Genomic DNA, 14,313 nt, shown 5'->3' on the forward strand with positions numbered 1-14,313 from the left:
CCTTCTTTACTCCTGTTCCTGCTCTTTCATCTTAATAAACCGTTTACTCTTTAAAAACAATTTAAGTCCTTCCATGAGAGTCAGTATCATGCCAGCCTTTGAAACAATACGATACCGCATCCATAAAACATCAATATCCGTTTTATCATAGCTAATCAATACAGCTAGGCTCAAAACACCGAATGCAGCTATAGTCACAAAATCAGCAATAAGAATAAACTTATTCGTAATAAACCTTTTATCCTTAAAATCATGATACAGCTCCCATAACCAATGGAAACAAAACATAACGCATACGATAATAGTAACCGTACTCTTAACACGTTCAGAAGGAATCTTATCAATGAGAATAAGAACCGCAATCAAGACAAAATAAATAACTATCAAGAAACCCGTCTTTAAGAATTTTAAAAACTCCATATTCACCCTCCCTTATGCAGATCATTTATTAAATGAAATACACATAAGCATATCCACTTTTCAATGTGGAATCCCGCATTCTGTACTCAATACTAAGTATGATATAAGATCATGAATTCCAATTACCTCTGTAATCTCATTTCTTAAACCTCCCATATTGACCACCCTATTAAATAGTACCTATCAGTGCTAAAAATAACATTTAAAACTTGTTCCTACCTTTTATGACTTTATTATATAATTCTATTCCGGAAATTTCCATCTAAAAATAATCTTATTTATCAAAACATCCAACAAACCAGCAAACCAACAAACTAAAAAATCAACAAACTAAAAAATAAATTACTAAAATAAATAACTAAAAACTAAAAAACCAACAATGATAAACTCTAACTACCATAATAACCCCTTTTGCCCATATAAAAAGCAATCACCAAAAACCATTTCGCTGAAACAGAGCTGCCAGAAGCGGTAAGGTTTTTTCTGTTCCCCTCAAAGACTAAAAAAACAGGAACACAGTGCTGGGGAGATATAGGAAGCAGCAGTTTTTCGTTTGTGATGACACTTTCTGCAATCTGTATGTCCATGAAAGACATTCCTTGTCTTTCATGGACATACAGATTGCAGAAAGAGTCAGAGCACCGAAAAACTCGCTTCCTATATCTCCCCAGCACTGTGTTCCTGCTACATAAACCTAACAGGGAACAGAAAAAACCTTACTCGCTTCCCCCCCCGTCAGACAACATTATTAAGCCGTCTGTTCAAACTGAGAATTATAAAGTCCTGCATAGAAACCATTCTGTGCAAGAAGCTCTTCATGATTACCCTGTTCAACAATATCTCCGTCTTTCATAACCAGAATCAAATCCGCATCACGAATAGTAGAAAGCCTGTGGGCAATAACAAAACTAGTTCTGCCCTTCATCAGGTTATCCATAGCTTTCTGGATTCTGACTTCAGTTCTGGTATCAACGGAACTAGTGGCCTCATCCAGAATCAAAATTTTAGGATCTGCCAAAATAGCTCTGGCGATAGTTAACAGCTGCTTCTGACCCTGGGATACATTACTGGCCTCTTCATTTAAGACCATATTATAACCATCCGGGAGAGTAGAAATAAAATGATGGGCATGTGCTGCTTTGGCAGCTGCAATAACTTCTTCATCGCTCGCATCGCTCTTGCCATATCGGATATTCTCCATAATAGTACCATTAAATAGCCAGGTATCTTGTAATACCATACCAAATAACTGTCTTAATTCACCACGGTTAAAGTCTTTGATATTATGTCCGTCAATTAAGATTTCACCCTCATTCACATCATAAAAACGCATTAACAGTTTAACCATAGTAGTTTTACCGGCACCGGTAGGACCGACAATAGCAATTTTTTGACCGGGCGTTACCTTAGCAGAGAAGTCATTGATAATAATCTTCTCTGAATTATAACCGAATTTTACATGCTTAAATTCTACATTACTGTCTAGAGACTCTGTAGAAACCGGATTTGCTGCCAGCTGGTCTTCTTCTTCCTCTTCCAGGAATTCAAAAATTCTTTCCGCAGCGGCTGCCGTCTGCTGTAACTGGCTGGAAACCTGTGCGATCTGGCCAATCGGCTGATTAAAGCTTCTTACATATTGGATAAAGGATTGAATATCACCAACTTCGATACTCTTTTTTACTACCAGATAACCACCAAGGATGGCCACCGCAACATAACCGATATTTCCAACAAAATTCATAATAGGGAACATCATACCAGACAAGAACTGTGACTTCCAGGCAGAATTATAAAGCGTATTATTGGCTTTATCAAATTCCTCAACCACTTCTTTTTCTCCGTTAAATGCTTTAACGATATTATGACCGCCGTAAACTTCTTCTACCTGACCATTTACATGACCTAAAAATTCCTGCTGTTCTTTAAAAAATTTCTGAGATTTTTTAACTATATAGCTGATTAATCCTCCGGATAAGGGTAAAGTCAGTACGGCCACCAGAGTCATAGGTATACTGATCGTTAACATCATATACAATACACCAATAATCATGGCAACTGAAGTGATTATTTGAGTAATACTCTGGTTTAAACTCTGGCTTAAGGTATCCACATCATTGGTTACCCTTGAGAGTACTTCACCATGGGTTTTGGTTTCAAAGTAATTCATGGGCATCCGGTTAATCTTTTCAGAAATCTCTTTTCTGAACCGATAGGTAACCTTCTGGGATATGCCGGTCATAATAAAGCCCTGAACAAAGGAAAATATCATACTCAGTACATACAATCCCAGTAATGTAAGCAGTGTCTTTCCAATACTATTAAAGTTAATACCACCAGTACCCTGAATCTTCTCGACAAATCCTTTGAATAAATCAGTGGTTACATTACCAAGTATCTTGGGTCCTGCAATTGCAAATACCGTACTTGCAATTGCAAAAATTACAACAAATACAAAACTTAATTTATATTTACTCATATATATTGCAAGTTTTTTAATAGAACCTTTAAAATCCTTAGCCTTCTCGGTAACTCCCATAGGTCCGCCACCCATAGGCCCGCCGCCCATGGATCTTTTGGCGGGACGTGAATTATTATTTTCATTACTCATGTGCCAATTCCTCCTTTGACAGCTGTGATAATGCTATCTGATTATATACCTCACAGTTATCTAACAGCTCTTTATGGGTTCCTCTTCCTACAATCCTGCCTTCATCTAATACAATGATCTGCTCGGCATGAATAATGGTACTGATTCTTTGAGCTACAATTATAACTGTACTTTCACCAATTTCCTCTTTTAATGTTTTTCTGAGAGCAACATCGGTTTTATAGTCAAGGGCAGAAAAACTGTCATCAAAGATATAGACTTCCGGGTCCTTGGCAATGGCTCTGGCTATTGATAACCTCTGCTTTTGTCCTCCGGAAACATTACTGCCGCCCTGGGATATGGAGGTTTCGTATTTTTCCGGTTTTTCTTCAATAAATTCAACAGCCTGCGCAATCCGTGCGGCACGACAGACTTCCTCTGAGGTGGCGTCCTGCTTGCCGTAACGCAAATTGGAATCTATGGTTCCTGAGAATAAAACACCTTTTTGAGGGACATAACCTAATTTATCTCTTAGATCATGCTGACTTACCTCTCTGATATCTACCCCGTCCACTTTTATGCTTCCGCCGGTAACATCAAAAAATCTTGGTATTAATTGAATTAACGTGGATTTACCACTGCCGGTACTGCCGATAATAGCTGTTGTTTCTCCGGGTTTTGCTGTAAACGTAATACCGGATAACACATCATCCTCTGCTTTTGGATACCGAAAGGATACATTATCAAATTCCACATAACCTTTTCTGTCATTCAAAAACGCTGCCGTTTTCTCCGGATCATGTATCGTTAAGTCCGTATCAATTACTTCCATAATACGACCGGCAGATACAGAAGATCTGGGAAGCATAATGGAGATCATGGAAAGCATTAAGAAGGACATAATGATCTGCATCGTATACTGGATAAATGCCATCAAATCACCGACCTGCATATTTCCTGCATCGATACTGTGACCACCGCTCCACACAATAAGTACTGCTACTCCATTCATAATAAACATCATAATCGGCATCATAAAGGTCATAATACGATTAACAAATAAACTGGTTTTTGTTAAATCCTGATTTGCATTATCAAATCTTTTTTCTTCCTGATTTTCTTTATGAAAAGCACGGATAACGGATAAACCGGTTAATATTTCACGGGTAACCAGGTTCAGCCTGTCAATTAATTTTTGCATTAATTTAAACTTCGGCATGGCAACCCCAAATAAAGTACCAACCAGGCATAAAATTAAGAAAACAGCCAGGGCTATAATCCAGGTCATGGATACATTGGTGTTTAATACCTTAACAATACCGCCGATTGCTAAAATCGGTGCATATATAACAATACGGATTAAAAATACCAGAGTCATCTGTATCTGTTGTATATCATTGGTGCTTCTGGTTATCAGGGAAGCTGTTGAAAATTTATCAAATTCCGAATTGGAAAAGCTTACAACCTTTTTAAATACCTTGCTTCTTAAATCCCTTCCAAGTCCTGCTGCTATTCTGGAAGCTAAAAAGCCTACCAATATCGTTGATATCATTGCTAACAGAGCTAACCCCAGCATCTTAAAGCCGGCTAAAAAGATATAGTTGGTCTGCAGTTTACCGGTATCCATGCCGATGGCTTCATATTCTGCTTTCACCGCAGCGATACCGACTTGACCCGTAACGATTTCCGGCATTTCAGTTAAATTCTCTTCTACGGAGGTTAAAATATCTTTTGACTGTTCTGGAGGCATCTTGGTTAATATCTCCATTAAACTTAAGCTTGCCATTTCTTTTGGAAGATTAGCTGTTATCTGCTTCTTTAAATCTTTAATCTGATCTGAATCACTGCTTAAAGTACCTACTAATAAAAGTGCTTTACCCATGATATCCGTCAGTTGTTCCTGGTTGTCTTTATCTGAGTCCAGCACATATATATTTTCATCCGCCAAAGCCGGATATTGTTTCAGATAATCTTTATAATCATCACCAGATACACTATCCTTAGAGATTAATTTATAAGAACTTTGTACCAACGCTTTGCTGCTTTCATCCATTGTAAATAAAAGATTATTAAGCTGGTTTTCACGGACAGCCTTTGGCAGGGGGTCCTTAATACCTCCTTGCTGAATACCGACATTTACAATATCAGATGTATAGGAGGGCAGGGATAAATCACAAAAAGCCTGCAACCCTAGTAATGCAACAACTATAATCAGCGGACCAATTGATGTTTTAAGTAATTTTACAATTTTAAGCATCTTTAACTCCTTTCAATTTCTTCTTTCTTTTGTCATTATTCCATATCCGTTTTATCCTGATCGGAAGAATCGCAGGGTTTAGGATTATTTTCCATCATTTCTTCATAGACCGCATCATAAAACTTATTTAAAATACGGATTAAATCCATTGCATCCTCTTCACCCAACCTAGATATCGTTCGATCAGCAAATTTGTGCATCCGGTTAAATGCTTCCTTCATTTTTTTTTCTCCATTCGCAGATAAACGGATGTAAACCACTCTTCGGTCTTTTTTATCGGATATTCTTTCAATATAGTCTTTTTCTTCTAAAGCGCTTAACATTTTTGATGTTGCCGGTTTGGTGGAATGAAGGATTTCACTTAATTCACTTACCTTAACACCGGGTTCCTCAATATGGTTCTCTCTTTTTTCTTCCATACAACTATGAATAGCACCTAACATCATAAATTCACCCTGATGCACTGCATTCTTAGGATGATTCATTTTCATCACTCTACGCAGCTTATTCATAATTACCAGGAATTCATGAGTAATAGTTTTTTCCATAATAGCCTCCTTTGTCACATCGGGATGTATTCGATGCAGTTTCATTGGTATGGGAATTCGATTATTAATGTGTGATAACTCCCTTCTTGATCAAAATAATTAACCTCAATAATAGTTGAGTAGGTTAACCATTATTATAAATAGAATTTTTTGAAAGTCAATATGCAAATAAAGATTTAAGCATATTGTAATAATTGGTTTATATAAATTTTATGAATGGTTTAATTGTACACAAAAAAATGTCTGTCTAAACGATTTAGACAGACATTTTAACGAATGGTTTTTTAAATTAAATACCAAGTAATCTTTTTACCAGTACTACCGTTTCTCCTGCATCCTTGGCATAACCATCTGCTCCGATTTCTTCCGCATAGCTTTGGGTTATGACGGCTCCGCCAATTATTATTTTGGCTTTTAGTCCGGCTTCCTGCTTCAGTTTAATAACCTGTTTCATTTCAAGCATGGTTGTGGTCATTAAGGCCGATAAGGCAATGATGTCTGCCTCAACTTCTTTGGCTGTTTCTATAATCTTCTCAGAAGGTACGTCCTTACCAAGGTCGATTACCTGAAAACCATAGTTTTTAAGCATTAGCACGACCAGATTTTTTCCGATATCATGTACGTCCCCTGCCACGGTTGCTATTACGACAGTTCCAAGTTTCTTTTGATTCCCGTCTTTTTTTAGCATCGGTTCCAGGTAATCAATGGCAAGCCTCATAGCCTCTGCCGAAGAAATGAGCTGGGGCAGGAAATAGATTTGCTTGTCAAAAAGCTCACCTACTTCATTAATAGCCGGTATCAAAAGGTTATTAAGGATATAAGAAGGATCATTTCCTTCTTCCAGGGATTTTGTCACCAGCTGTACCATATTTCTTTTACTGCCTTTTATAACACCTTCATAAACAGCCTGATTCGTAATTCCTCTGGACTCTAACTCTGTCTGTTTGTTCTCTTCATTTGGAGTGCAGCAGGTATCCATGCCTGGCAAATTTTTCTCGGAGTGTCTGTTTAAATCTGCTTCTGGCGATTTTGTTAAACCAGCTTTATCAAATTCAGTCTTTTTATTCTGATTTTTTGTCTTATTTTGATTTTGATCTATATTATTATACTGCTCGAATTCCTTTTTACTGATAACAACCGAAGGATTCTTTGTAACTCGGTTAATATAACGGATATCTGCTTCTTCTTTTCCCTTTAAGAGATCTGCTGCAAATGCGGTATTGACTAATAAATCCTGGGAGGGATTCGCAATAGCCATGGTAAGTCCTGCCTGAATGGCAAAGGCTAAAAAGGTACTGTTAATAAACTGTCTTTCCGGAAGTCCAAAGGATATGTTGGATAAACCGACTACCGTGGCCAGTCCTAAGTCATCCCTGCAGTAACGGATGGTTTCCAAAGTCTGAACCGCTGCATCTTTATTGGCTCCAACGGTATTAACAAGTCCGTCCACAATAATATCTTCTTCGGTTAACCCCTTACGTTTGGCTTCTTCTAATATAATCCTTATTATTTCCTTCTTTTCGTCAAGGTCTTTTGGAAGACCTTGATCGGATAAGGGCAGTAGAATAAACATGGCACCGTATTTTTTTGCTATCGGGATTAACTTTTCTAATTTTTCTTTTTCCAATGAAATGGAATTAATGAGTGCCCTGCCAGGATAGATACGAAGTGCAGCTTCAATGACGTTTATATGACTGGAATCAATGCTTAAGGGAAGGGAAGACATACTGCTTACTTCGGTAACCACCTTAACCATCATTTCTTTTTCATCAATACCATTCATACCCATATTAATGTCCAAAATATCAGCTCCGTTGGAAGCTTGTTCTTCGGCCATGGATAAAACCATATCAAGAACTCCTTCCTTTAACTCTGCCTGGAGGTCTTTTTTACCGGTAGGGTTAATCCGCTCACCAATAATCATAAAACGACCGTCTAAATCAATATCCAGCGTATTCCTCTCTGTTGACAGGACTCTATGTTTTTTTACCGGGATTGTGTGAGGTTTTAAAGAACAGATTTCCTTCTTTAGCAGTCTGATGTGATCTGGAGTGGTACCACAGCAGCCACCGACTATACTTGCACCGGCTTCTGCTAATTTTCTTGCCTGTACAGAGAAATCCTCTGGTCCCATGGAAAATACAGTCTCATTATCGACTAAAGCAGGCAAACCTGCATTGGGCTTTGCAATAAGAGGAACCGTTGCATATTCTTTCATAGCAGTCACGATTTCACACATTTTCTCGGGACCGGTAGAACAGTTAACCCCCACCGCATCAGCACCCATATTCTGAAGCACTACCACTGCTGTGACAGGGTCTGTGCCATAGAGGGTCCGCCCATTCTCATGAAAGGTCAAAGTCACCATAACCGGCAGATCACAGGTTTCTTTCACTGCCAGCACAGCTGCTCTGCATTCTTGCAGGCTCATCATAGTCTCAATCACGAATAAATCCACACCCTCCATTAACAGGTAGGAAATCTGTTCTTTATAAACATCCACCAATTCCTCAAAGTCTAAGGTACCAATAGGGTATAACTGCTCCCCGGTCATGGTTAAATCACCGGCGATATATACCTTTCGCCCGTCTTTAAGGGAAGCTTCTTCCACTGCCTGCTTTGATAACCTTACCAGTTCCCGGTTAATAGAACCAAGCTCCCCCTCCAATCCATATTCTTTTAGCTTAATACGGTTGCTGGTAAAGGTTGGCGCGTATAAAATGTCGGAGCCGGATTCAATATACCCTTTTTGTAAATCCACTAAAACCCGGCTGTGTTCTAAAATCCATTTTTCCGGGCATACTCCGGCAGTCATACCGCTTTTTTGCATATTACTACCGGTTGCTCCGTCCAGAAGTACTATTTTACTGTTAATTAAATCTAAAAATTCTTTCTTTGTCATAATTTTACCCCTTGTGTATCGCAACTGAAGCTGCAATACTGCCACTAATTTAAAAGGTTGAGAGATTCCCCTTGAAGTATCCTTTCACTTCTTCTAAAATCTTTCAACCTTTGAAAGAATCGCATTGTGGCATTCCTTTCTCTTTCTGTATTTTCTTTCAAATGACTACAAGCAATATCTTTACTTCTCTAAATCTATTTTGCCAAAATACCAGCCGGTTACTCCGTTCTTCTTAACCAGATATCCTTTTTCCGTGGTTTCTACTAGGGACACCAGATCACCTGATTTCACCGGAATCAGATAGTCCGTAGAGTCTTCGCAATAATATCCGTCTTTTTCTTTATAAATATATTTATTTAAAATCCACATCCGGTATTTTGTGGAACTATGTTCACAGTAAGAAAATTCGTCATCTTTTTCCAATATTTCAATCTTATTATCAATCCAATGAATCAGTTTGGTATTATTACTTTGTTTTGCTTCCTCCTGGTGTCGTCCCGGGGTCCAGGGTATATAATGGGACTTGTTTGTTTCTTCCTGATCTTCTCTAATAATACCTGTTTTTAAATCGTCCTGATACTCAAAAGTAAATGCTTCCGAATTTATATCCGGTATCATAAATGCATTAAGCTGTCCGTTGCTTTTTAATACATTACCTCCGTCGATGCAGATTATTTTCTTATCCTTATTGATAATTGGATTACACTCCGGATATGCTTCACAATATAACACCACCGGCCAATGTCCTACAATACAGTATTTATCAAGATATATATCCTGTTTTAGGAATTCATCCAAACACTGTACTTTTTCTGCCTCCTGTACCTCTAAATCCCCAGAGGTCAATCCGCCATGGACAAAAGTAAACTTAGCAGTCTCAATTATGTCTGGCAAATTACAAATCCATTCCAGTTCTTCTTTATAATGATTGGTAAGAAGCTCTTTCATTCTCCTCATATCGGTATCTTTATTCACTTGAAAGGATAAAGCTTCACACATTTCGTTTAAGAGGCTTTTCTTTCTCCTTAAAAGATAATTCAGTAATTCCTTATGATTCCTGTCATCATATAGTTCAGCGGCAACGGAATCACAGTTACCACTTACCGCATATGCCTTACAGGTTTTGGTCAGTTCCATTATATATCTTAAGGTTGAAAGGCTCTGAGGTCCTTTTTCAACCATGTCACCCACGAAAAAGAGATAATCGTCCTGACTGAAATTAATCTTTTTTAACAGCTCCTTCAGTCCGTTTAAGTTACCGTGTATATCACTTATGGCAATAATCCGTCTGTTTTCTTCTATCTCAATTCTCTTAACCTTTGCTAGCACTGTATATTCCCCCTATTACTTACATTATCATATAAACCATTCCAGTTCTATACAATTTTTATTTTATCCATTAAGCTGACCCGGTTAAAGGGAAGCATAAAGTAATAACCATCCGCACAGTCTTTTAATTTTTCAATAATTTCACTGGCTATCTTAGCTCCTGCCCACTCTGCTTCTTCTTTGGCCATATCAGGTGTATATCTGTTAATTACCCAGTCAGGTACATTAATTCCTGTTATTTCATTTTTAATGAAATTTGCGTTCCGGTAACTTACCAAAGGCATGATGCCGCATAAGATTTTCGTGTTAACCTTACTTTTAATATATATTATCCGGTCAATATCTTCGTCGGTAAATATGGGTTGTGTCAGGAAATATCTGGCTCCTGCTTCGATTTTCTTTTCCATCCGTTCGATTACTTTTTCTACCGGTCCCCTGCCATAATTAAGGGCACCCCCATAATATATGGGCTCTTCGGTAAAGTGTTCCCGGTTCATCTCTTTTACATAATTCATAAGCTGCACAGAGTTATAGTCAAATACTCCGGTAGTGGATTGCCTGCTTTCGCTTGGTATGGGATCTCCCGTTACTATTAATATATTGCGGATGCCATTGGCATAGGCTCCTAAAAGTCCGGAACGCATGGCAATCATATTCTTATCCCGGCAGCAAACATGGGGCATTACGGATATGCCGCACTCCCGCATAAGTTTAATGCTCATAAGTATAGAATCAATACGGCTTCTGCCCATGGGGGAATCAGCCATGGTTATAATATCTACACCTGACTCTTTTAATTTACTGGCACAGGCAAGAATCGTATCATCCTTGGCATCATAAGGCGGATCTAACTCCACTGCAACTACTTTCCTGCCAGGTACGAATAATTCAAAGAAATCATTGGTTCTTAACTCCTTCTGTTCTGTTGCTTTCTGGGACTGCTTAACCCGTATTCCCCTCTGGACTTCTTTTAAATCGATTTTGTCTGTTATTTTCTTAATATAAGCCGGTGTTGTACCACAGCAGCCACCTATTATATCGATTCCAAGAGCCGTAATCCGCTGCATATTTTCCTCAAAGTAAGCCTCATTATCCATAAATATCATCCGGTTCTGAAATTGTTCCGGATATCCGGCATTTGGAGCTGCTACAATATACTTATTCTCGGGAAAACTAAGCTTTTTTAAGATATGATACATATGTCCGGAGCCGATTCCACAATTAAAACCCCCGGCATCGATTTCTTTTGTATCTGCTATTTCCTCTAATAAGGTTCTGGCACTGATTCCTTTACTGGTATAGCCATTCTTATTTAAGCAGAAGTTGGTAATAATGAAAACTTCCGGAGCCACCGCCTTAATATAAGCTGCCAGCCTTTTGATATAAACCATATCAGAAAAGGTTTCAAACAGTATGATTTCCGGTTTATGCCTTAGAAATGTATCACAAATAAGCCTGTATTCCTCCAAGATATCCTCTTCGGTTCTTCCTCCCAGTTCGGGTATGGGACCGATGTCACAAGCAATATAAACCTCTTTTCCCGATTCTTTTACTGCCTGGGCTGCCAATTCATAAGAAGCATTAATAATATCCACCTGCTCGGCGGGAGTAATATTTAACACCTGCTGGTTTGCAGCAAAGCTGTTCGTCCGGATCAACTTTGCACCTGCTTCTATATAACTAAGGTGTATTCCCCGTATTTTATCCTGGGCCATCAGATTGGCATATTCCGAAACTGCATTCTGGTTATTCTCAATCCTTGAATAATACGTTCCCATAGCACCATCCATAATTAATTTATGTTGTTTTAAGTAGTCCTGTATTCTCATGGTATACTCCTTTTAGCTGAAACCTTTTGGCTTTCATCCTTATCTACTTTTTATCATAAAGGTATATTTATTCAAGAAACCTCTGTTTTAATTCATAATTACGTATTAATTTTCTTTTTTTATATCATAGCAAGAAAATGAGGAATTGAAAAGAGGTAATCAAGTAAATCTGCAGTTTATACATTTTTACTTTTTATAAGGTTCTTCTAACAACATTAATATGTTATTTTCCGGAAAAGTTTCATAAACCTCGAAAGGACTGGCTTGAATCAGAACGGGTAGATATTATTGGTTTCGTTTGTTGGTTTCGTTTATTGGTTAGTGGCAGAAAAGCCTGGAATTATAACGGTTCTTAATCTAGATTTTAGTAATACGGGATTCGGATATCGTTCAGAAGCGCTTTTTTTAGAATCTGCTAATTTACATATAACTTCTTTTATGCGGTTTAGCCAAAAAACACACTGACCGACGAGGACGGGAGGAGTTTGTGTTTATCAGCTAATATTAACCGCATGAAAGAAATCATTCGTGCCAGGTTTTATTTCACCGCCCCAGTAATCCCCTCTGCAAAACTCTTTTGGAGGAAGAAAAATACAATTACCGTTGGAATGGTGCAAACCAGAACTCCAAACATAACCATTCCATAATCGATTACATAACCAGTAAGGAGGTTGGCTATCATCATCGGCATGGTTATTTTATCATTGGAGAGCATAATTACCTTTGGCCACAGATAGTTATTCCAGGCATTCATGAATACAATGGTCATGGCTGCCGCATAGGTGGAACGCATAGTGGGAATGAACATCTTTAGGAATATATTCAGTTCATTCAGACCGTCGATTCTGGCAGCTTCTATAATATCATGAGGAAAGGACCTGGCGCTTTGACGAAACAGCATAATCAAAAAAGGAGTGGAAATAGAGGGCAGTATAAAACCTAAAGTACTGTTAAGCAGCCCAATTTTTGAAAACATTTGGAATAATGGTATCAGTGTTGCAACAAAGGGCACCATCATGGCCAGCAAAAGTATGGACATGACTGCATCTTTTAGTTTGTCGTGATAGATTTCAAAACCATATCCGGCTATGGAACATATAATGAGGCTGACAAGGGTAAGGATAATTGAATTCCGGAAGGAATTCATGAAAGCTTTTCCTACTGCCTGTGCCTGTAACAGATTTTTCAGGTTTTCAATCAGATAGGTTCCCGGTAGGAGTTTGCCTGCTATTACATCCACGCTTTTATTGGTAGCGGAGACTGCCATCCAGTATAAAGGAAATACCGACAGAAGGGATACCACTGTCAATACGAAGTATTTTAGAAAACTTTTTAACTTTCTCATCTCTTATCACCTACTTTCATCTGGATAAATGCCAGTACGGCAACCAGCACAAGAACAAGGAACGACATAGCCGTGGCATATCCGAAATTGGGTGAATATTCAAAGGACATTTTATAGATATAATGGGACATGGTTATGGTGGCGTTAGCAGGACCTCCGTTAGTTAAATTCACCGATTCATCAAAGAGCTGGAGGGTTCCGTTGGTGGACATAATAGCCGTCAGTAATATAATAGGTCTTAACAGCGGGATCGTAATTCTGCTAAATTGCTGAAAAGGATTTGCACCGTCAATCTTAGCTGCTTCGTAGATATTATATTCTATATTCTGAAGCCCTGCCAGATAAAATACCATATTATAACCGGTCCAGCGCCAAATCAGGGCAATTATGATTACAACCCTGGCAGTTACAGGGTTTCCCAGCCAGTTAACGGGCATATCGATGATACCGGTTTTTAATAGCATGGTGTTAATAAATCCGTCCAAGGCAAATAATGCACGGAAAATAATTGCATAAGATACTAAGGATGTAGCACAGGGAAGGAAAATCGCAGTTCTGAATAATCCTTTGAACTTAAGTTTGCTGTCATTTAGCATAGCTGCCAATCCCAATGCCAGGAGCAGCATGATTGGTACCTGAATAATCAGATAAATGAAATTATTGATTAAAGCCTGAATAAAAACTTTATCCTGAAACATTCTTGTATAATTATAAAGTCCTGCAAACTTCATATGTACGCCGACACCGGTACGAAAGGATAAGATCAGTGCCCTTATCATTGGATAGAAACTCATAAAACAGATTAATAATACTGCCGGCAGCAAGAAACTAAAACCCACCAGATTCCGTCTTCCTGACAGACCCATTTTTTTCTTATCATTACCCATATGTGAATCCTCCTTAAGCTTAAAATGGATTTACCAAAAAAAGAACTGCTGCAGTTTTATAAATTAAAGCCCCTTATTCTAGGTTTAATCATATAACTCAGATTAGTAAGGGTTCGACTATCTATAAAATTACAGCAGTTCCAATAAGTCTGTAAAAATAACCGCACAATGCTGCAAACTATTCTGCCTTATAAACTGCGGTATACTCT

At 38.2% G+C, this 14,313-nt stretch carries 10 protein-coding genes; all 10 read right to left on the reverse strand.

Features of this window, described 5'->3' with window-relative positions; all coding sequences use genetic code 11:
* Positions 1–6: 6 nt before the first annotated feature.
* The 10 genes from QA584_RS20525 to QA584_RS20570 all read right to left on the reverse strand — a co-directional run bounded on the left by QA584_RS20525 (position 7) and on the right by QA584_RS20570 (position 14,104).
* Positions 7–420, reverse strand: coding sequence for a hypothetical protein (locus QA584_RS20525; protein WP_278270972.1), 414 nt, complete (start codon positions 418–420; stop codon positions 7–9).
* A 389-nt stretch (positions 421–809) separates the two neighbouring features.
* Positions 810–1,007, reverse strand: a complete 198-nt coding sequence (locus QA584_RS20530; protein WP_278270973.1) for a hypothetical protein — start codon at positions 1,005–1,007, stop codon at positions 810–812.
* A 161-nt stretch (positions 1,008–1,168) separates the two neighbouring features.
* Positions 1,169–2,986 (reverse strand): ABC transporter ATP-binding protein, encoded by a 1,818-nt coding sequence (locus QA584_RS20535; protein WP_334306030.1) that lies wholly within the window; start codon positions 2,984–2,986, stop codon positions 1,169–1,171.
* Positions 2,987–3,020: 34 nt separating this feature from the next.
* The gene (locus QA584_RS20540; protein ID WP_278270975.1) at positions 3,021–5,264 is read right to left on the reverse strand and encodes an ABC transporter ATP-binding protein; all 2,244 of its coding nucleotides are present in this window, start codon (positions 5,262–5,264) and stop codon (positions 3,021–3,023) included.
* A gap of 35 nt (positions 5,265–5,299) precedes the next feature.
* Positions 5,300–5,812, reverse strand: a complete 513-nt coding sequence (locus QA584_RS20545) for a MarR family winged helix-turn-helix transcriptional regulator (RefSeq protein ID WP_278270976.1) — start codon at positions 5,810–5,812, stop codon at positions 5,300–5,302.
* 289 nt (positions 5,813–6,101) lie between these two features.
* Positions 6,102–8,714 (reverse strand): homocysteine S-methyltransferase family protein, encoded by a 2,613-nt coding sequence (locus QA584_RS20550; RefSeq protein WP_278270977.1) that lies wholly within the window; start codon positions 8,712–8,714, stop codon positions 6,102–6,104.
* 180 nt (positions 8,715–8,894) lie between these two features.
* A complete protein-coding gene (locus QA584_RS20555; protein ID WP_278270978.1) occupies positions 8,895–10,043 on the reverse strand; it encodes a metallophosphoesterase in 1,149 nt (382 codons plus the stop codon).
* Between the two features lie 47 nt (positions 10,044–10,090).
* Positions 10,091–11,872 (reverse strand): bifunctional homocysteine S-methyltransferase/methylenetetrahydrofolate reductase, encoded by a 1,782-nt coding sequence (locus QA584_RS20560; protein WP_278270979.1) that lies wholly within the window; start codon positions 11,870–11,872, stop codon positions 10,091–10,093.
* Between the two features lie 538 nt (positions 11,873–12,410).
* Complete coding sequence (locus QA584_RS20565) at positions 12,411–13,217, reverse strand: carbohydrate ABC transporter permease (RefSeq protein ID WP_278270980.1); 807 nt, start codon at positions 13,215–13,217, stop codon at positions 12,411–12,413.
* A complete protein-coding gene (locus QA584_RS20570; protein ID WP_278270981.1) occupies positions 13,214–14,104 on the reverse strand; it encodes a carbohydrate ABC transporter permease in 891 nt (296 codons plus the stop codon). The genes QA584_RS20565 and QA584_RS20570 overlap by 4 nt, the downstream gene beginning before the upstream one ends.
* Between the last annotated feature and the right edge of the window lie 209 nt (positions 14,105–14,313).

The sequence above is a fragment of the Anaerocolumna sp. AGMB13025 genome (assembly GCF_029689925.1).
Classification (GTDB): domain Bacteria; phylum Bacillota; class Clostridia; order Lachnospirales; family Lachnospiraceae; genus Anaerocolumna.